At 66.5% G+C, this 19,389-nt stretch carries 12 protein-coding genes; 9 read left to right on the forward strand and 3 right to left on the reverse strand.

The window, feature by feature from the left end; translation table 11 throughout:
• Window positions 1–118 precede the first annotated feature (118 nt).
• From AB0362_RS05870 to AB0362_RS05895, 6 genes are all read left to right on the forward strand, one after another.
• Window positions 119–1,933, forward strand: coding sequence for an Hsp70 family protein (locus tag AB0362_RS05870; RefSeq protein WP_366235136.1), 1,815 nt, complete (start codon window positions 119–121; stop codon window positions 1,931–1,933).
• Window positions 1,934–1,940: 7 nt separating this feature from the next.
• Window positions 1,941–4,448 carry a helix-turn-helix transcriptional regulator gene (locus AB0362_RS05875; protein WP_366235137.1) on the forward strand — a complete coding sequence of 836 codons (2,508 nt, stop codon included), beginning with the start codon at window positions 1,941–1,943 and terminating at the stop codon, window positions 4,446–4,448.
• Window positions 4,449–4,490: 42 nt separating this feature from the next.
• Window positions 4,491–5,630 (forward strand): hypothetical protein, encoded by a 1,140-nt coding sequence (locus AB0362_RS05880; RefSeq protein ID WP_366235138.1) that lies wholly within the window; start codon window positions 4,491–4,493, stop codon window positions 5,628–5,630.
• A complete protein-coding gene (locus tag AB0362_RS05885; protein WP_366235139.1) occupies window positions 5,627–7,273 on the forward strand; it encodes an Hsp70 family protein in 1,647 nt (548 codons plus the stop codon). Before AB0362_RS05880 ends, AB0362_RS05885 begins: the two co-directional genes overlap by 4 nt.
• 75 nt (window positions 7,274–7,348) lie before the next feature.
• On the forward strand, window positions 7,349–8,647 hold the full coding sequence (locus AB0362_RS05890; protein WP_068055327.1) for a S1 family peptidase: 1,299 nt from the start codon (window positions 7,349–7,351) through the stop codon (window positions 8,645–8,647).
• An 87-nt stretch (window positions 8,648–8,734) separates the two neighbouring features.
• Window positions 8,735–9,856 carry a S1 family peptidase gene (locus tag AB0362_RS05895; RefSeq protein ID WP_366235140.1) on the forward strand — a complete coding sequence of 374 codons (1,122 nt, stop codon included), beginning with the start codon at window positions 8,735–8,737 and terminating at the stop codon, window positions 9,854–9,856.
• Here AB0362_RS05895 and AB0362_RS05900 read toward each other — a convergent pair.
• Both AB0362_RS05900 and AB0362_RS05905 read right to left on the reverse strand, forming a co-directional pair.
• The gene (locus tag AB0362_RS05900; protein ID WP_366235142.1) at window positions 9,853–10,971 is read right to left on the reverse strand and encodes a GNAT family N-acetyltransferase; all 1,119 of its coding nucleotides are present in this window, start codon (window positions 10,969–10,971) and stop codon (window positions 9,853–9,855) included. The two genes, AB0362_RS05895 and AB0362_RS05900, sit on opposite strands and share 4 nt — an antisense overlap.
• A gap of 171 nt (window positions 10,972–11,142) precedes the next feature.
• Entirely contained in the window at window positions 11,143–11,799 is a 657-nt protein-coding gene (locus AB0362_RS05905; RefSeq protein WP_094669495.1) for a hypothetical protein, read from the reverse strand.
• Window positions 11,800–12,387: 588 nt separating this feature from the next.
• Here AB0362_RS05905 and AB0362_RS05910 point away from each other — a divergent pair.
• The 3 genes from AB0362_RS05910 to AB0362_RS05920 all read left to right on the forward strand — a co-directional run bounded on the left by AB0362_RS05910 (window position 12,388) and on the right by AB0362_RS05920 (window position 17,388).
• Window positions 12,388–15,627 carry a (Fe-S)-binding protein gene (locus tag AB0362_RS05910; RefSeq protein WP_366235143.1) on the forward strand — a complete coding sequence of 1,080 codons (3,240 nt, stop codon included), beginning with the start codon at window positions 12,388–12,390 and terminating at the stop codon, window positions 15,625–15,627.
• 409 nt (window positions 15,628–16,036) lie between these two features.
• On the forward strand, window positions 16,037–17,029 hold the full coding sequence (locus AB0362_RS05915; RefSeq protein WP_366235144.1) for a hypothetical protein: 993 nt from the start codon (window positions 16,037–16,039) through the stop codon (window positions 17,027–17,029).
• Window positions 17,030–17,118: 89 nt separating this feature from the next.
• Window positions 17,119–17,388: a hypothetical protein gene (locus tag AB0362_RS05920; protein ID WP_068055411.1), complete on the forward strand. Its 270-nt coding sequence runs from the start codon at window positions 17,119–17,121 to the stop codon at window positions 17,386–17,388.
• On the opposite strand, the gene AB0362_RS05925 is transcribed toward AB0362_RS05920, so the two are convergent.
• Window positions 17,381–19,294: a prolyl oligopeptidase family serine peptidase gene (locus AB0362_RS05925; protein WP_366235145.1), complete on the reverse strand. Its 1,914-nt coding sequence runs from the start codon at window positions 19,292–19,294 to the stop codon at window positions 17,381–17,383. The genes AB0362_RS05920 and AB0362_RS05925 overlap by 8 nt on opposite strands.
• Window positions 19,295–19,389: the final 95 nt, after the last annotated feature.

Raw genomic sequence — 19,389 nt, forward strand, 5'->3', positions numbered from 1 at the left:
CCGGGGGTTGCCAGGGGACTTCGGTTAGGGGATCTCGGCGCTTTAGGGGATTTCACTCGTTGTGCGCTCTAACCTGCTGTGAGACGTAACGAATAATCGACCACTGCCGACAGTGCGTGTGACGGCAGTAGTACTGACGGCAGTGCGAGACGAAGGCGGCGACACCACGATGAACGCAGGGCTCGGCATACGTATCGGTTCGGTGACGGCTGTGGCTGCTCTGGACACCGAACCCGTCACCTCGGTGGTCAAGCGTTCGGCACTCGACCTTCGTCCGGGCGAGGCCCCGCGGCTGGCAGAGCTCTGGGACCGTTCGACGCGGAATCTGATCAGCGGATTCGCCGACCGGGTGGGCGATCCGGTGGAACTGATCGACGACGACGGCCGCAGTCACCGCGCCGAGGACCTGTACGCCACCGCTGCTCGAGCACTCGTCGCCGAGGTCTCCGCCGGGACCGATTCCGCTCCTACCGTCGTCGTCACCCACCCCACTCGCTGGACGGCGTACACCGCCGAGGTTCTCGGTGAAGCACTGGAGCGCGCGGGACTCGCCGACGTCACGCTGGTACCGGAGTCCGTCGCCACGATGCGGTGGCTCGAAGTGACGCGCGGCCCACAGGCCGACGGCCTGGCCGTGGTCTACGACCTGGGCGCGAGCGCACTCGACGTCACGCTGATGCGCACCGGCTCCGAGGCAGGCACCGTCGGCACCGGAGTGCATTCGGAGGAGTTCGGCGGAGCGCAGTTCGATCACGCGATCATGCAGTACGTCCTCGACACCGTCTCGGGAAGCCAATCCTTCGAGTTCGATCCCTTCGACCCCGATACCGTCGGCGCACTCGTGGAACTGCGGGCCCGCTGCGGCGAGGCGAAGGAACAGCTGTCCTACGACACGTCCACGTCACTGACGGTCGACCTCCCGGGCCTGCACACCGAGGTCCGCCTGGTGCGCTCCGAGGTCGAAGAACTGGTGCGCGCATCACTGCTGGGGTCGATCGGGGTGGTACGCGACGCCGTCACGGCCGCGGGTCTCGACGTCTCCGACATCGACCAGGTGGTACTCGTCGGTGGCAGTTCGGCCATCCCACTGGTTGCCGAGCTCATGTCGTCCGAGCTGCGAGCACCCGTGGTGGCCGGACCGCGACCCGAGCTGACCGTCGCAGTCGGTGCCGCGATACTCGGCAGCGACATCGCCGACGCGACCGCCTCCGACAACGCCGCAGCCTTGGCTGCGGTGCCCACCACGGCCGTCGCGTCCGCTGCGGCAGCCGCCCCGATGCCTCGCCCCACTCCCCGGCCCGCGCCGACGCCCACCGCCGTCGACTCCGATGCAGGAATGTCCGGTCGCAAGAAAGCCGGTGTCGTGGCCGGATCCGTTCTCGTTCTCGCGCTTCTCGCCGGCGGAGGACTGTCGGTGGGAACGGCATTGACTTCCGACAACACCACTCCGGCCGAATCGAACGCGGACACGTCGATCTCGAGCACCCAGACACCGGGAACCACCGCTGCGGTGGCCGATGCCGCGACGACGACGGTGCCCACCGGTGAGAACGGTGCTGTCACAACCGGTTCCGAGGGTGCGCCGACCACGGTGGTCAACGCCGACGGCACGGTGACGCAGATCGATCCGGCCACCGGCGCTCCGGTCACAGGATCGCCTGCCCCGGCCGACAACGGCGCGGCCACGGTGCCGACCATCCCGTCGGTCGCCGCTCCGACCGTTCCCAGCTACCAGCCTCCGGCGGTTCAGGTTCCGCAGGCCCCGAGCGTGCAGGTTCCCAGCTACCAGGGGCCCACCCTCGGCGATGTCGGACAGGGTGTCGGTAACGGGCTCGGCGGAGTGGTCGGCGGTGTCGGTGATGGACTCGGCGGTGTCGTCGGCGGCGTGGGTGACGGGCTCGGCGGAGCCCTCGGCGGCTTGACCGGCCGATAGGTCGACGGTGACCAGCACTCGATCATCGCTCGTCGGCATCGAGCGCGCCGATCGCTTCGTCCGTGATGCGCTCGTCGCCAGCGGTTTTCATGTCGTCGTCGGAGTCGACGGCTCCGGTCGATCCGCGGTTCTCGATTCCGTGGCGTCGACGGTGGACGTGTACCCGGGCACCATCGCCGACGCGCCGTCCGGCTCGACGGTTCTCGTCGACGACGCGCACCTGCTGTCGGAGCAGCGTCTCGACGAGATCGCAGCGGCTGCAACACGATCGGACATCACCCTGATCGTCGCCACCGCGCCGCGGAGCTTCGATTCCCGCATCGAGAAGCTCGTCGCGTCCGCCGGTTCCAACCGGTTGACTCTGGTTCCGCTGGACAAGGCGGCCATCGCGGCGCGAGCAGCGACCGTTCGACCGATCTCGGCGTCACTCGCCGGTGCCGTCGCCAAGGCGACCGGCGGAATTCTCGCCGCCGTCGATGCGGCTCTCGGCGCACTCGGCGGCGACCGTTCCGATCCGGCTCCACTGCGCGCGGTCGCCGAATCCGTTGCCGAACAACACCGTCGGATGCTGATCGAGACCACCGACGACACGCGGGCACTGCTGCTCGCAGCCCGATTCGGCATCACACCCGATCCTGCGTCGGCTGCGCAGATCGTGGCACGCGCGACCGATGTCGAGTCGATCGTCGACCTGGCCTGCAGCTCCGGCCTACTCGACACCACGGGCACGTTGATTCCGTCCGCGGAGGCACCGCTGATCGAGATGATCGGAGAGGCGCGCTGCCGAGCCCTGCTCTCGTCCGTCACGGACATCGCCACCCGATCCCGCCTGCTCGACGCCACCGCGGCACGTGCGTTGGCAGAGCGAGGCGTCATCCATCCGGGTCTCGCAGATTTCCTTGTGCAGCAGGCGGATTCGGCTGCTGTCGATGCCGCAGGTGCCCTGTACGACGCGGCGGTCGACGCGGGCTTCGACTCGGCGGCGTTGGCTGCGAGGCGCTCCGAGGTCGCGGCTGCCACCGGGAATCCGGACGAGGCGGCGAGATTCGCCGATGTGGTCCTCGACGGCGCCGTCGGGTGCGATGCGACGGATCTGCGGACGGCGGTGCGGGTGTCGGCGTCGATTGCCGCGCAACGTGGAATGGCCTCGCGCAGTGCGCAGTTGTTCGCGTGGCTCGGCGAGGATCGGCTCGGACCCGACGCCATGTGGGCTGCCCTCTCGGCCGCGGCGGCCGGTGATCGCAGCGCCGCCGACCGTTCGATGGCTGCCGTGACTGCCCTCGCACCGACGTCGAGTATCGCGTCGGGCAGTCTGCTCGTCACCGGGGTGATCGGGTCGATCGATTCGCGGAGCGCAGCCGCGTCGAGTGCCGCTGCCAACGCACTGATGCGGGCAATGACGTTGACGGGCACTACTTCCGATCGCTCGTGCACCCCGGATACTGCCGCTGCCGTCTCGGCGCTGCACGCGGTGCACTGCGGCGACCTACCCCGTGTCGATTCCATCGTGGCGCGAGCACTTCCCGAACACCGTACGGGATCGGAGGCGCACACCAGACTGAGCCTCGTCGGGGCCTGGGCGTCGATGCTGCGAGGGGATACCGCCGAAGCAGGCATCGCGATCGAGGCTCTACGGATTCCGGTGTCACACGTGCGCAATCAACTGTTCCTGCACGCGATTCGAGTGGGCCTGGCTCGCAGGTCCGGTGACGCAGGGTCACTGATCACGGCATGGACCCAGGCCCAGAACGTGATCGCCGAATACTCCACCGACCTGTTCGCGCTGCTACCCCTGGGCGAATTGCTCTTGGCCGCAACTCGACTCGGCCAGGTGGACCGCGTCGAGCATCTGGTGGCGCAGGCCACCGACCTGCTCGCAGCGCTCGGCGATCCACCCGTGTGGGCGTCGGCGCTGCATTGGTACCAGGTTCAGGCGGCCATCGTGGCGCAGACTCCCGACGCGTTGGTCCCACACGCCAAGGCTCTGGCCGCCGCCGCTCCGACCCATCCGTACAGCGCCGCACTCGCCGGTGCCGGTCGCGCGTGGCTCGGCGTGTTGCAGGGCAGGCCCGACGCGACCGAGGTGGAGAATTCGGCACGCACGCTCACCGCCTTCGGACTGCCGTGGGACGGTGCCCGCTTGGCGAGCGAGGCCGCCCTGACCGTCACCGATACTGCGACGGCAACCTCGCTGCTGCACATCGCCAGGTCGTTGCGCCAACCCAGCTCGACGGGTCGCGACAGCCCGAGATCGACCCCGCAGCCGACGGGCTCGTTGAGCGAACGCGAAGCCGAGGTAGCCGAACTGCTGGTACTCGGCGTCACGTACCGCGAGGTCGGCAGCCGGCTCTACATCTCCCCGAAGACCGTCGAGCACCATGTGGCTCGTATTCGGCGCAGGCTCGGGGCGCAGTCGCGGTCGGAGCTGATCTCGATGCTGCGCGCCATGGGGTACGGAGCCTCGACCAGCACAAGTGTGGACACTGTAACTGTGCGGGGACCGGGAGCGACATAACGGCCGAGCACCACTCCCCGATCGAGAACAGGTAGCAGCCCCATGACCGAGCAGCCCGGCAGTGCGAGTGTGAGCACACCGGACGTCGGCCTCTACCTGGACGACGAGCGCGCCGTCGCCGCCGTGTCCCATCCGATCGCGCCCGGACCGTCGCTGCACCTGGCGTCACTGCACCCGACCGTGCTCAACACCCATCCCGACGGCACCGTCTCGCTCGGAGATGCGACCGACGACGACTCCGAGGCCTACACACACTTTCTCGACTCCCTCGCCGACGGCGTGGGTGTCACCGGCAGCAAGGGCACGGTCTTTCCTGCCGAGCAACTGACGTCGATGGCCCTGCTGTGCCTGCTCACCGAGGTGGCGTCGTCCATCGGTCTGCGGCCGGGTGATCTTGCCGCGGCGGCGACCTATCCCGCCCAGTGGACGGCCGAGCAGGTGTTCGCGCTGCGTTCGGCCATGAATGCGCACGGGCTCGCACACGTCGCGCTGGTCGCCGAAGAAGAAGCGCTGGCCGCGTGGAACGCATCGCTTCTGCCGACCCTGCAGAGGAAGGACACCGCAATCGCCGCGGCCCGCGGTGCTGCGATTCTGGCTGCGCAGTTCCCCGTCGACGCCGTCACCGAGCAGTTCGCGGTGGTGAGCCCGGCGAGATCCGACCGGCGACCACTGTTCGCTGCGGCAGCGTTCGCCGCCGCGTTGACCGTCGGTGCCGCGCTCTTCGCGCTGCAACTCGGTACGCCCACCGACACCGACGTCCCCACCATCGACAACGCCCAGCTGGTGCCGAGCACGTCGTCGAGCGGCACCGGGTCGGGTGGCCCGATCGACTTCCCCACCGTCGTCGCCGAACCGGCCGCCGAGATCGTTCCTGTCGCTCCGTCCACGGCGACCACCACCTTGGAAGAGACGACCCCCACCGAAACCTCCGACCTCCCGCGGAGCGAGCCGATCGAGACCGAACCCGGGATCGAGATCGAGACGCGCCCGGCGCTCGAGGCACCCGAGGACGACGACCGCGAGAAGCCTCCCATCGTCGTCGAACCGGTCGATCCGGTCGATCCGGAACTTCCGGACGAACCAACCGACGAGACCCCCGACACCCCTGACACCGACCCGGACGACGGGCAGTCCATAACCGAACAGACCGCACCGAACGACCGATCGGCGGAGACCCCATGAGCGATGCCGGCCATCTCGGAATAACCGTGGGCAACACCAGGTCCGTCGCGGCCTACCGCGCATCGGCCGAGGACGAACCGACGATCGTCGTCCTGCCGACGACACTGAGATTCGACGAGGACGGCCGCGCCCACCTCGGTGAACCCGCCGAGACGGCGCCGTTCACTCGGTTCGTCGATCTGGTCGGTCGGCAGGAGGATCTCGAGCCCGACGCCGACGCCTACCGCGCCGAGGACTTGATGGCCAACGCCGCCAACTGCCTCGTCACGATGGTGTCCACCAAGGCAGGCGTGCCCAGCGACATGCCCGTCACGACCATGACGTACCCGACGCGGTGGACCCGCGCCGCCGTCGCACTGCTTCGTGACGCCCTCGATCACACCGGCCTCACCGACGTCGCCCTGGTTCCCGACGCGAAAGCCGCCAGCGCATTCGCGCAGCCGAGCCCGGGAGCAGCGGTCACCGTGGTCGACATGGGGGCCACCGGCACCGACATCTCCACCTTCCCCGGAGGTGGAACGGTCCGCACCACCGCCGTCGGCGGAGACGCGTTCACCGACGCCCTCTTCGATCACGTGGTGACCGATCGCGAGCACATCGACCTGTCCGACGCGGCAGTCCTGGCAGCCCTTGCCGGCGTCGTCGCCTCGTGTGAGGCCGCCAAACAGACCTTGAGCACAGCCGACGTCGCCACGATCTCGGTCGAACTCCCCGGTGTCTCGCAGTCCACGACGGTAACCCGAGCCGAGTTCGCAGACCTCGTCGCGCCGTTGCTCCGCCGGCTCGACGTTCCGGGGACGGGCACTGTGATCCTCGCCGGCGGCAGCGCTGCACTTCCGTCGGTGGCAAGCGACATCACCGAACGCTCGTCGGGCCCGGTGCTCGTCGAGCCGCTCGCTGCCACCCGCGGTGCCCTGCTGCTGGCCGAGATCGAGGATGTCGACGGCAACTCCATGGTGACCGGTGCCGCGCCGGTCGTCACCCGAAACGACGGCACGGAGTCCCTCGACACCGACGCCATCCCGGTCGTCGCGCCCGCGCCGTCCCTCGCGTTCTCCGAGGCGATCCCTGCGGTCGCTCCGGTGTTCGCTCCCTCGGAATTTCGGTCCGAGCCGATCGTTCCGGTCGACGAGAACACCTCGACCACCGATCACTCTCCGGCCGTCGCCGCTGCGCCGGTAGCGGCGAAGAAGGAACGCAGCGAGCGTTCGCGGACGATCGCCACCATCGTTGCCGGTGCAGCAGCAGGAGTGGTCATCGTCCTCGCGATCGCAGCACTGAGCGGAGTGTTCGGCGACGCTCCCGCCGCGACACCCCCGACCGTCACCGATGCCGGCTCGCCGATCGTCACCTCGACGCGCGCACCCTCGACCACCACCGCCACCTCCGTCGAGCCCGTCTTCGTACCCGAGGTCGTCGAACAGCCGGAAGAGCCGTACGTGGCACCCGAACCTGCTCCCCTGCCTGCTCCGGCTCCCGCGCCCGCGCCGGTGCCCGCCCCTGCGCCCGTGGTGCCCACCACGACGCCGGTGGCCACCACGATTCCGGTGACGACCACCCCGGTCGAGACGACGACTCCGGCTGAGACCACCACGACCTCAGCTTCGGTGACCACCCCATCCGAAGAGCTCGAAGAACCCTGAGCTGCGCGAACACGGATTCCGAGCCCGATGCCCTAGGGTGGGGCGCTGATGACAAGCACCCGATGAAGGGATTTCATGCGTAACACCGGGGCGCTGCGTGCTGCAGTGCTGTGTTCGACGGCTTTCGTACTTCTTGCTTCGTTCTCCGGGACAGCAGCAGCAGAACCCGTCGTCCAGTCACCCGCCGATCAGCTTCCCCGCGAGCTCGTCGAGGCCGTGCAGCGAGATCTGAAGATCTCTCCGCAGGAGTATCTCGATCGGGCCGCCCGCGCGCAGGAACTCTCCGAATACGCATCGGACTTCCGAGCCAGCCGTCCGGCAGATTTCGCCGGTGCCTGGATCGGACCCGACGGCAATGCCGTCGTCGCCGTCACCTCACCTGCTGCGGCGCAGGCCGTCGCCAAGGACGGATACGCCACCGCGCAGTCGCCGGTGTCGGCAGACGGACTCGAGAAGTCGCTGGCAGACCTCAACAGTTGGATTGCCGGCCTCCCTCGCGAGATCTCCGAGCAGATCAACGGAACGGCCATCGACTTCATCGACAACCAGATCGTCATCGATCTGGTGAACAGCCCGATCGGTAGCGCGCTGAATCTGCCTACCCTGCTGGCGAACATCAAGGTCATCCTCTCCCCCGGCGGAAACAAGCCGGTCGACCCGACTCCGATGGGCGGCGACACCTACGTCACCACCTCGGGACCTATCGCCGACGCTCCGGCCACCGACATCAGCATCTGCTCGTTCGGCTTCAACGCCGTCGACTCCTCCGGTTCGGCCGTCAACCTCAGCGCCGGCCACTGCAACCCCGCCAAGGCCACCGGATCCGGCGGCGCACCGGTCTACCTGCCCGATCCGGCCGACATCTCGCGTAGCACGCAGATCGGGTCGTTCGACCGGTCCAGCCTGGGCGCAGAGGACGGCCTCGACTGGTCGGTCATCGCCCTGAACGACACCGGCATCGCGTCGGGACTCGACCGCCCCACCGTCCGTGGAGCGAACGGCAGCACCGTCACCGTCACCGGAACCGCATCGCCGGTCATCGGAGCGCCGGTCTGCAAGTCCGGGCAGTCGTCGTCGTTCACCTGTGGAGTGGTTGCCGCCGATCGCGTCGAGACACAGCTCTACATGGAGGACGGCACGTCCCGCACCGTTCGCGGATTCGCCAGCACCGCATGCACTCTCGCAGGTGACAGTGGCGGTGCCATCGTGACCGGAACCCTCGCGTTGGGAATTACCAGCGGATCCAACAGCGGCGGCGCACCCGATTGCAACGAGGCCAACCTCGCTCTGGCGCAATACGGTGGCACGGCAAGCCTGGGCATTCCCATCGATCAGGTCACGCGCGCGACCGGAAGCACACTGCGCACCGAGTAGTGGGTACGGCGGGAGCCCTCCACCGCCTATAGTCGTACGACGGGTGAACGGCATCACATCTGCAGATGCCCGGGGGGAGAGGTTTCTATGCGTCGCCGAGCGTTCCGGCTGTCGATGTTCGCTGTGCCGATCGTGGTGGCGGCGACCGTGTTCGCGCCCACCGCTGGGGCAGATCCGGTTGCCGACACGGTGCTGCCTGCGGCGTTGGCCGACGCGGTGGCCCGCGACCTCGGGCTGTCTCCGCAGCAATTTCTCGACCGAGCGGACGCAGCCCGCCGACTGGCCGAGTTCACCGACACCGTCGGTTCCGACGGCGTAGCGAGGGCATGGCTGGACGAGGACGGACGTCCCGTCGTTGCGGTGGCGGACGGACCGGCCTACGCCTACGTGGCAGATGCCGCGTCGGCCAACGGTTTCGGGATCGACGCGTCGCCCATCGAGCTCCCGCCGGCAATTGTCGATGCCGTCCAGCCGCTGTTGGACCTGCTCCCGTTCGATCCGTCACCGACGGCAGGCCCGATCCGTGCGAGTTCGTATCTCGGCGGTGACAGCTTTCTCGCGGGTACACCGGCCGGCCTCGGTCAGCGGTGCTCCCTCGGATTCAATGCCGTCGACCCGACGCGCGGATCGGTCAACATCACTGCGGGCCACTGCAATCCGAACACCACCGACACCGGCTCCGCGGCACTGACGGGCGCGTATCCGATGTACGGCAGTCTCGTGGGCTCGAAATTCGGAACGTTCTACCGAACCAGCCAGTCGCGCAACGATTACGCCTTGATCGACATCGACGACGCCAATGCCGCCGAATTCGAGAGCAACGCCGTGCGAGTCCCCGGAGCAGGCCCACTGCACGTCACCGGGACGGTGGACCCGATCGTGGGAGCACCGGTCTGCAAATCCGGATCCAGAACCGGATTCAGTTGCGGCACAATTCTTTCCACGGGCCAGCACGTCGCACTGGGCGACAACGTTCTGGACCGCGGCTTCTCCACCTCCATCTGCGCGCTACGCGGAGACAGTGGAGGCCCTGTCGTCAGCGGCACCCTCGCGGTCGGCATCGCCAGTGCATCGAACGTGGGCGATCAGCCCTCCTGCGAGGTCGCGACCGTCGTCAGCATGCTGCAGGGTCAGCGGCCCGAGCTGTTCGCCACCCCCATCAACGACGTACTCGCGGAGAACCCGGGCCTGACGATCCGAACGTCCTAGTGCGTGGACGGTCGCAGACGTGACAGCGCCGCGTAGCCGACTCTTCGCGCATGCGCGAACCCGGGCGACAGCTCCCATCGACGCACCAAGCCGACCAGAATCCGAGACCCGACCATGCGTGTGGGGACGCCCACCACGGCCAGCACGTCGTAGCCCGAGGTCGACCAGGACTTCTTGATGTCGTTGACACCGACGCCCAGGTCCAGCACGGTCACGTCGAGCTCGTCGTGGCTCTGGACGAACCATTCCATCATCTGATGCCCGGGTTGGTACTTCGCAACCTCGGGATCGTAATGCGTCAACCAGGCTTCGAGTCGAGCTCCGGTCCGAACACAGATCTGATGCGCACGCCATCGCCCCTCGACGCTCACCCCGGAGAGGGTCAATCTCCCGGCTGCTGCTTCGCGAGCCAGGAAGTCCTTGGCCGACGCCGACGGGTCGGCGGGCGATTCCTCCGCAAGGTAGTCGGTGCGATCGCTGTGGAGCGTCGAGGCGGCAGCCAAGCGGGATATGTCTGTCCAGCGTCGTTCGAAGTGCTTCGCATCCCGGATGGTCTCCATCGTGAGGGGACTCCCGGCCCGCTCGGCCTGACGCCTGTACTTTCCGAGCCGCTTCAGTGAATTGCGCCCTCGCACATCCCGAGCGGTGCTCCCCTCCGGCACCTCGATCACCGGAACTCGCTCCCGCACGATCGACTCCGAACGCCACCGCGGGTGCGCATCGAGCACCGCGAGTGCGATCTGATTGTCGGCCATGGAGTCTGCGTAGAAGACCACACCGCAGTCCTCGACGGCATCCCACAGGCCGCGAGACGACGCGTCGTCCTCGCTGAGCAGTTCCGTCGGAACGCCCTGCCCGGCCCCGAGAATCTTCGCCACCTTCAGCGGACCGAGTCGCGTCACGAACATCGGTGCCAGAGCCACCAGACGCGTACCGCGACGCACGTGCACGAAGACCAGCTCACTGCCCGCAGGTCGCGGTGCATTCAACGCATAACTGGGGCGAGAAGAGAAGACCGTTCCGACTCGCTCGGCCAGCGCGTCCCACTCGTCGCGGAGTTCGTCGGTCAGCGTTCTGTCCACGGCTCCGATAATGGGTTCGTAGTCGGTTTTCATGCTATTTACTTTACGGAAAGTTTAATAAGCGTGTAAATGCACTTCTTCGTTGTCCTCGATCCAACGGGTGCCCACACTGGCGCGGCGGTCGCCCGAACTCGACGCCGACCCACCCAGAACGCAGAAAACCCGCACCCTCGACGAGAGTGCGGGTTTTCTGTGAAGACTTGCTTACTTGGCCCAGACCGTGGTGCCCGGTGCCGCATTCAACGTGTTGATCAGGTCGATGCCTGCAACAACAAGGGTGGGTCCGCCGGCGATGATCGTGCCCGCGATGCCGCCGATCGTTGCACCAAGCGGTACCGACGCCAAGCCGACGGGACCGCCGAGGAAGCCGAGTCCACCGACAACAGCACCGATCGCGGTTCCGGTGAAGCCACCGATCGCGGTCGCGATTCCCAGCTGCGACGAGAAGTTCTGCTGCGCCTTGAGGTTCTCCTCAGGCGAGGCGACGGTCGTTGCGCCGATGCTGCGCGAGTTGGCCGAAGCCTTCGTGAAGTCGAGGTCCGGGATCAGACGCAGGGTCTTGCCGTTGTCGTCGACGTTCTGCTCGTACGGGAAGTTGAGTCCGCCGAGGTTGAACGACAGCGGGAGAGTCACGAGGGTGTTGTCGGCGGCGTCGAGGACGTCGACCGTCTTCCCGTCGTCGGCGACCTTGAAGACGCCTGCGTCGATGGTGGTGACGATCGTGCGATCTTCGAGATCGACGGTGTAGTTGGTGTCACCGGGGGCCGTTTCATCGGCGGGCTGTGCGTATGCGGTTCCGCTGGCCAGGCCCATCGCGACTGCGACGAGGGCCGACGTGACGACCAGTTTGCTGAGTTTCATGTGGAGTTCAGTTCCGTTTCTGTGGCGTTGAGTGCTTGGCAGTACCGCTAGGCAGCCGTCAAGCGCAAAGTCACCCCGATGACTCTTTTGCGACTTTTGGTGCGCCCGAATTGTAGCGTAAGAATCGGACCGGTCGTTGTCCTTTTGTGACAGGTTCTCCACCTGTCAGTTACCCACTGTCACAAACATTTTGGATATTCGCAGCACAGCGGCTCGCGTCACGTCATGCTGAGATCGGAGATGTCGATCGTTCGAACGATCGAGGAAGACCGAGCGCGTGATCCCACCGGCCCCAGACGGCCCGTCGGCGACATCCCGCCACACGAACGGAGCAGGTAAGGACTGCCTTCTCGACAGCACCTCGACGGCCTACGCATACGGTGATCTGCGAGACAACCTACTGACGAGTTCATCCCACCCGTCGGACGGCCTCACTTCCCCACCCACCAGCACCGCTTCACTCGGTGGTGCTAAGTTACCCGTCAGTACGGCGAAACTACTACTGGCGAGTAACATAGTCCGTCAGCCGGCTCGACGGGCCGAACCCGCGGTAGCCCCCCAGCTGCCACCTGAACGAAAGGCCGCGACATGAACGCCCTGACGATCACGTTGGGCACAGTCGGTGCTCTGCTCAGCCTCGTGTGTTGGTACGTCTTCATTCGCGGGGCTCTGCGGATGTTCAACATCGTGCGACTCGGCCAGCCGGCACCCGACCGCTGGCGACCGATAGTCCCTCGCTTCAAGCAGATGGTCGTCGAGTTCCTGCTGCACACCAAGATGGTCAAGTTCCGCACCGTCGGCTGGGCGCACTGGCTGGTCATGATCGGCTTCATGCTCGGTGCCATCGTCTGGTTCGAGGCATACGGCCAGACGTTCAACCCGGAGTTCCACTGGCCCATCATCGGTGACACCGCGGCCTACCACCTCATCGACGAGCTGCTCGGACTCGGCACGGTCATCGGCATCACCACGCTGATCATCATTCGCCAGCTCAACCACCCGCGTAAGCCCGAGCGTCAGTCGCGCTTCGCCGGCTCCGGATTCAAAGCCGCCTACTTCGTCGAGGCCGTCGTGCTCATCGAGGGCCTCGGCATGGTGTTCGTCAAGGCAGGCAAGATCGCCACGTACGGGCATGGGAACCCGTACACGGACTTCTTCACGATCCGCTTGGCCGAGCTGCTGCCCGCCAACTCGAACATGGTCGCGGTGTTCGCGTTCATCAAGCTGATGTCCGGCATGATCTGGCTCTACATCGTCGGTACCCGCATCAACTGGGGTATCGCGTGGCACCGCTTCACCGCGTTCCCCAACATCTACTTCAAGCGCATGGACGACGGCACCGTCGCCCTCGGACCGGCCAAGCCGATGATGTCCGGCGGCAAGGTCCTCGAGATGGAAGAGGCCGACCCCGACGTCGATGCGTTCGGCGCAGGCAAGATCGAGGACTTCAGTTGGAAGGGCTGGCTCGACTTCACCACCTGCACCGAGTGCGGACGCTGCCAGTCGCAGTGCCCCGCCTGGAACACCGGCAAGCCCCTGTCCCCCAAGCTGCTGATCATGTCGCTGCGCGACCACAGCCACGCCAAGGCCCCGTACCTGCTGGCAGGCGGCAAGAAGGACATGGCAGGCGACGAGGTCGGACTGGTCGACTCCGAGGGCAACGTCGACCAGAAGGCGCTCGACGCCATCCCGCAGAACGCTCGGGACGAGGCCGATCGCAAGCTCGTCGCCGACGCCATCGAGGGCGGCATCATCGATCCCGAGGTGCTGTGGAGCTGCACCACGTGCGGTGCCTGCGTCGAGCAGTGCCCGGTGGACATCGAGCACGTCGACCACATCATCGACATGCGTCGCTACCAGGTGCTCATCGAATCGGAGTTCCCGTCCGAGCTCGCCGGCCTGTTCAAGAACCTCGAGAACAAGGGCAACCCGTGGGGCCAGAACTCCAAGGACCGCCTCAACTGGATCAACGAGATGGACTTCGACATCCCGGTCTTCGGCCAGGACGCCGATTCGTTCCAGGACTACGAGTACCTCTTCTGGGTCGGCTGTGCCGGTGCCTACGAGGATCGCGCCAAGAAGACCACCAAGGCCGTCGCCGAGCTGCTCGCCACCGCAGGCGTGAAGTTCATGGTGCTCGGCGCGGACGAGACCTGCACCGGCGACTCCGCTCGCCGCGCGGGCAACGAGTTCCTGTTCCAGCAGCTCGCGATGCAGAACATCGAGACGCTGAACAGCGTGTTCGACGGTGTCGAGCAGAGCAAGCGCAAGATCGTCGTCACCTGCGCGCACTGCTTCAACGCGCTCGGTAACGAGTATCCGCAGGTCGGCGGTGACTACGAGGTGGTGCACCACACGCAGCTGCTCAACCGCCTCGTGCGTCAGAAGAAGCTGATCCCGGTGGCGTCGGTCAGCCAGGACATCACCTACCACGACCCGTGCTACCTCGGCCGCCACAACAAGGTGTACGACGCTCCGCGTGAGCTCATGGCCGCGTCGGGCTCCAATCTCAAGGAGATGCCGCGCCACGGTGAGCGGTCCATGTGCTGTGGTGCCGGTGGCGCTCGCATGTGGATGGAAGAGAACATCGGCAAGCGCATCAACATCGACCGGGTCGACGAGGCACTGGCGACCAACCCGAAGAAGATCGCCACCGGTTGCCCGTTCTGCCGCGTCATGCTCACCGACGGTGTCACCGCACGTCAGGAAGGCGGCGCACACGAAGGCGTCGAGGTCGTCGACGTCGCGCAGCTGATGCTCGAGTCGATCACCCGCGTCGAGTCCTCGGTGCTGGGCGAGAACATCAAGGTCATCCCCCGCGAGCGCACTCCGGAGGAGAAGCTCGCGACCGAAAAGGCGATGGAGGTCGAAGAGGCCGAACGCATCGCCCCCGTCGAGGAGCCGGCCGAGGCGAAGTCCGCTCCGGCAGCTCCGGCACCCAAGGCCGGCGGCGGTCTGAAGATGAAGGGTCTGGCCAAGGCTCCGGGAGCGAAGGCACCCGGTTCCGCCACTAAGGCCGAAGAGCCAACGGAGGAGGCAGCACCCGCAGCCAAGCCCAAGGGTCTCGGAATGGCAGGCGGCAAGGCACCCGGTGGCAAGGGTCTGCAGATGAAGGGCAAGGCACCCGGCGCGAAGGCGGCTGCACCTGCCGACACTGCAGCCGAAGCTCCGTCCACCGAGGCCTCGGAATCGACTCCGTCCGTCAAGCCCAAGGGTCTGGCCGTGAAGTCGGGCTTCAAGAAGCCGGGCGCCAAGGCACCGGGCAAGCCTGCCGAGGCCACTGCGACTCCCGCCACGGAGCCGTCGACCTCTGACGCACCTGTGGAATCAGCCTCTGCTGCAACCGAATCCAAGCCGACCGTCCAGCCGAAGGGCCTGGCCGTGAAGTCCGGATTCAAGAAGCCGGGCGCCAAGACACCGGGTAAGCCGGCTGCCGAGGCACCTGCTGCTGAGGCACCGGTTGCCGAGGCTACGGCGTCGGAAGCACCCGCCGCCGAGGCTGCCGCCGAATCCAAGCCGACCGTCAAGCCCAAGGGCCTGGCCGTCAAGTCCGGATTCAAGAAGCCGGGCGCACGGACACCGGGTGCGGCAGCGGCAACACCAGCCGAGGCGTCGGACACCACCGAGGCACCAGCCGAAGCATCCGCGGCCGAAACACCAGCAGAGGCGTCGACCACCGAGGCACCTGCTGAGGCGTCGACCACCGAGGCACCAGCCGAGGCGTCGGACACCACGTCCAGTGGTTCGGATGAGCGGACTCCGCCCAAGCCGAAGGCCGGTGGACTCGGATTCGCTCCGGGAGCCAAGGTTCCGGGTCGCCGGAAGTAACCGCACACCCCTTTTACCGACTGCGCGCCCTTGCTCACTGCCGAGCAGGGGCGCGCAGTCGTCAGTAGGGGTGTGAGGTCCACTCCCACGAAGCACCAGCTGAGGCGTCGACCACCGAGGCACCCGCCGAGGCGTCGGACACCACGTCCAGTGGTTCCGATGACCGCACGCCACCCAAGCCGAAGGCCGGTGGACTCGGATTCGCCCCGGGAGCCAAGGTTCCGGGTCGCCGGAAGTAACCTCACACCCTTTTTACCGACCGCGCGCCCTTGCTCACTGCCGAGCAGGGGCGCGCAGTCGTCAGTAGGGGTGTGAGGTCCACTCCCACGAGTTATCCACAGGAAGCGAGTTATCCACAATCGGCCACTGGGGTCTTGTCGAAAGCGATTGCGCCCGAGAGCATTTCTTCATGACCCGCATCGTCTCGCGATCCGACGCACTCTCCCGCGGAATTTCCGACGCAGAGTTGCAGCGCTACTGCCGAACGCGAGCGTGGCGTCGACTCCGTCCCGGACGGTTCGTCAGCAGAGACGAATTCGACGCCCTGCCCAGGGAAGACAAGCATCGAGTGATCGCCGATGCCGTGTTCGACGCGACCATCGCCCCCGATGCCGTGGTCAGCCATGTGAGTGCGGCTGTCTTCCACGGTCTCGATGTGTGGAATGCCGACCTGAGCCGGGTGCACATCACGCGCAATCGCGCCCGGGGCGGAGGTCGGAGCAGTGCCGTTCGAGCGGTGCACACCTCGCCGTACACCGACGAGGAAGTCGTGGACTTCGACGGCGTTCGGGTCACCGCCCTGGCGCGCACAGTTGCCGATTGCGCTCGCTCACTTCCGTTCGAGACGGCTGTCTGTATCGCGGACTTCGCGGCGAGAGCACGCGGACTCGCTGCCGAAGATGTTGTCGCAGCACTGGATTCGTGCCCGAACCATCCGGGCAATCGGCTGGCGCGTCGGGTTGCGGAGTTCATGGACGGCCGGTCCGAGAGTGTCGGGGAATCACGCGCCCGCGTAGTGCTGCATCAACTGGGCTACACCCCACAGCTGCAGGTACCGATCACGGATTCCCGTGGCTTCGTCGGGCGCGTGGATTTCGATCTGCCCGACATCGAGACTGTTCTCGAATTCGACGGCAAGGTGAAATACGGGCGCTACGTGCCCGAGGGGAAGTCTGCAGCCGATGTGTTGTGGGAGGAGAAGCGCCGCGAGGATCGCATTCGCGCAACCGGCCGTCAGGTGGTGCGAATTGCCTGGTCGGATCTCGATCGTCCCGAGCTCGTCGACCGGATGATCCGCGATGCTGCCGATAGAGCCGGCCGACGCCACCGAGCGACCTTTCTACCGACCGCGCGCCCGTCCTCGCGTCGAAATGCAGGCGCGCACCCTGCACAAGCGGTGTGAGGTTCCCGCAAACCCCCCTCGGAAGTGGCCGAATCGGACATCGTGAGTATGGTCGGACGCGAAGGCGTACCGACAAGTAGGGAGCAGGCATGACCGACGACGCGGACAAGCTCTTTCGCCGCTACGACGAGTGGTGGACGGCTCTGTCACCGGACGACCGAGCGCACGTCGAGCAGTGTTGCGAATCCGGCCGCACCGACGAGCGCCTCTGTGCACTCATCCTCGAGAACGACGGTCCGTCGAAGGCAGCGTTCGAGGTGGGCAGCAAGTTGTCCGAGGGCAACAGCAAGTACTGCGCGATCCCCAGTGCACTCCTCGAGTTTCTGGAAGCGAAGCGCGCGCACCCACCACTCAGCTAGAGGGACGCCACAGCTGCAGCTCGGGGATTCCGGGCGGCGTGAACCCCATGACCTGGCCGTAGAAGGACAGTTCGGATTCGCGTGCGTTCACCTGCGTTTCCAGTTTGCGGAACCCGTGTGACTCACCCGCATAAGCCAGGTAGGCGTGCGGTATCCCCTTGCTCACCATGGCATCTCGGAATCGTTCGGCCTGCGACGGCGGCACGATCGGATCGTCGAGCCCCTGCAACAACAGCACCGGGCAAGAGAGTCCGTCGACGTTGTTCACCGGTGCCCGGGTTCGGTACAGATCGATGGCCTCCGGCAACGGTCCGATGAGCCCGTCGATGTAGCGGGACTCGAAGTCGTGGGTCTCGGCGACGAACAGCTCCAGCTCGGCGACACCGAAGTACGATGCGCCGCAAGCGAACACATCGGAGGATGTCAGCGCAGCCAAGACCGTCCACCCGCCCGCGGATCCACCTTCGATCGCCAATCTGGCGGGGTCGGCGAGTCCACTGTCGGCCAGCCCCTGCACCGCGGCGATGGTGTCTTCGACGTCGACCACTCCCCACTGCCCGCGCAGCCGGTTGCGGTATTCGCGGCCGTATCCACTGGAACCGCCGTAGTTCACATCGACGACGCCGATGCCGCGGCTGGTGAAGTAGGCGAACAACGGGTTCAGAGCGGGTGCCACGTGCGCTGTCGGGCCGCCGTGGACGAAGGCGACGTACGGCGGCAGTTCACCGTCCAGGCCTTCGTAGTCGGGGTTGCGCGGCGCATAGGTGATGGCGTGCACCTCACGGTTCGGCCCCTGGAACGTCACCTGACGCCCCTCGGGTAGGTATGCACTGTCGGGCACGGACTCGAAACCCGAACGCACCGAAGTCAGTTCACGGGATTCGAGGTCGAGTGCGAACAGCGCGCTTGCCACGTGCGCTCCGCCGCCCTTGATCAGCACCGTCGAGCCGGAGCGCCCACCGAGCCCCACCGAGGTCACACCGTCGAGCGCGATGTCCTCCAGCACTCCGGACGCAGGGTCGAGTACCGCAAGGGTGTCGGTGCCGACAGTCCGCACGGTGAGCAGTGTCCCGTCGTCCAGCACCTCGTACCAACTCGATCCCAACCGCCACAGTGGAGCACCGAAGTCCGCGTCCAGCGTCAGCAGCGGCGTGACCGACCCGTCGAGCTTGACCGAATACAGGTTCCACCAACCACTTCGGTCACCGATTGCGTACAGCGACTCGTCGTCGATCCATTCCGGCTGCAGCACCGATTCCTCGGTCGAGCCGAGTAGAACCGTCCAGGACGACGGATCGGCCAGCGTGGCGACACGCAGTTCGGTTCCGTCCCATGGCATCTGCGGGTGGTTCCACGCGATCCAGGCGATGCGGGTGCCGTCGGGTGACAGTCTCGGGAACGCAAGGAAGTCCGAACCCGCCACCAGCGAGCGCACCCCGCCGCCGCCGAGATCGATGGCCACGATGTCTCGGGACACCGCGCCTGCGTCGTGCATCTCGCGAACTGCGATCACGTCGGTGCCGACCACCGAGAGGTCCGCGTACCGAATGCTCGACGCCACAGCCGGTTTCGGAGTCAGCGGCACAGGTGCGCCGCCGGGGGTGAGTCGGTAGACGCGTTGATCGGAGAACTCGGCGAACACCAGGTCTCCGTTGGCCGTCGCAGTCCAGGCTCCCCCGCCGTATTCGTGGACGCGGGTGCGGGCGTTGAACGGTGCGGGCAGAACCGGCTTCACTTCTCCGTCGACATACCGGCAGATGGCCGTTCGGCCTTGTTCGGCGGGCCGCAGTTCCGACCACCAGATCTCACTGCCGACGAAGCGCCCGCCCTCGACGGGGTGGCCCGCCGACGACAGATCTGCTGCGGTGATGGGCGAGGGCCAGGATCCGAAGGCGAGAGCAGTCACGCTGTCCACCCTAGTGAACTGACGTGCACGTAACGCGTTGTTCACCGGCCCTTCAACCATGACCCGGATGATGGGAGTCGAGTAGCACTAGGGGG

Origin of the sequence: Rhodococcus sp. NPDC079359 (assembly GCF_040702585.1) — a bacterium.
Taxonomy (GTDB): domain Bacteria; phylum Actinomycetota; class Actinomycetes; order Mycobacteriales; family Mycobacteriaceae; genus Rhodococcoides.

Excerpts from the sequence above, each read along its gene's own strand:
- AB0362_RS05880 (WP_366235138.1), top strand. The coding sequence starts at position 4,491 with ATGACCGAGCAGCCCGGCAGTGCGAGTGTGAGCACACCGGACGTCGGC.
- AB0362_RS05885 (WP_366235139.1), top strand. The coding sequence starts at position 5,627 with ATGAGCGATGCCGGCCATCTCGGAATAACCGTGGGCAACACCAGGTCC.
- AB0362_RS05890 (WP_068055327.1), top strand. The coding sequence starts at position 7,349 with ATGCGTAACACCGGGGCGCTGCGTGCTGCAGTGCTGTGTTCGACGGCT.
- AB0362_RS05895 (WP_366235140.1), top strand. The coding sequence starts at position 8,735 with ATGCGTCGCCGAGCGTTCCGGCTGTCGATGTTCGCTGTGCCGATCGTG.
- AB0362_RS05900 (WP_366235142.1), bottom strand. The coding sequence starts at position 10,971 with ATGAAAACCGACTACGAACCCATTATCGGAGCCGTGGACAGAACGCTG.
- AB0362_RS05905 (WP_094669495.1), bottom strand. The coding sequence starts at position 11,799 with ATGAAACTCAGCAAACTGGTCGTCACGTCGGCCCTCGTCGCAGTCGCG.
- AB0362_RS05910 (WP_366235143.1), top strand. The coding sequence starts at position 12,388 with ATGAACGCCCTGACGATCACGTTGGGCACAGTCGGTGCTCTGCTCAGC.
- AB0362_RS05915 (WP_366235144.1), top strand. The coding sequence starts at position 16,037 with ATGACCCGCATCGTCTCGCGATCCGACGCACTCTCCCGCGGAATTTCC.
- AB0362_RS05920 (WP_068055411.1), top strand. The coding sequence starts at position 17,119 with ATGACCGACGACGCGGACAAGCTCTTTCGCCGCTACGACGAGTGGTGG.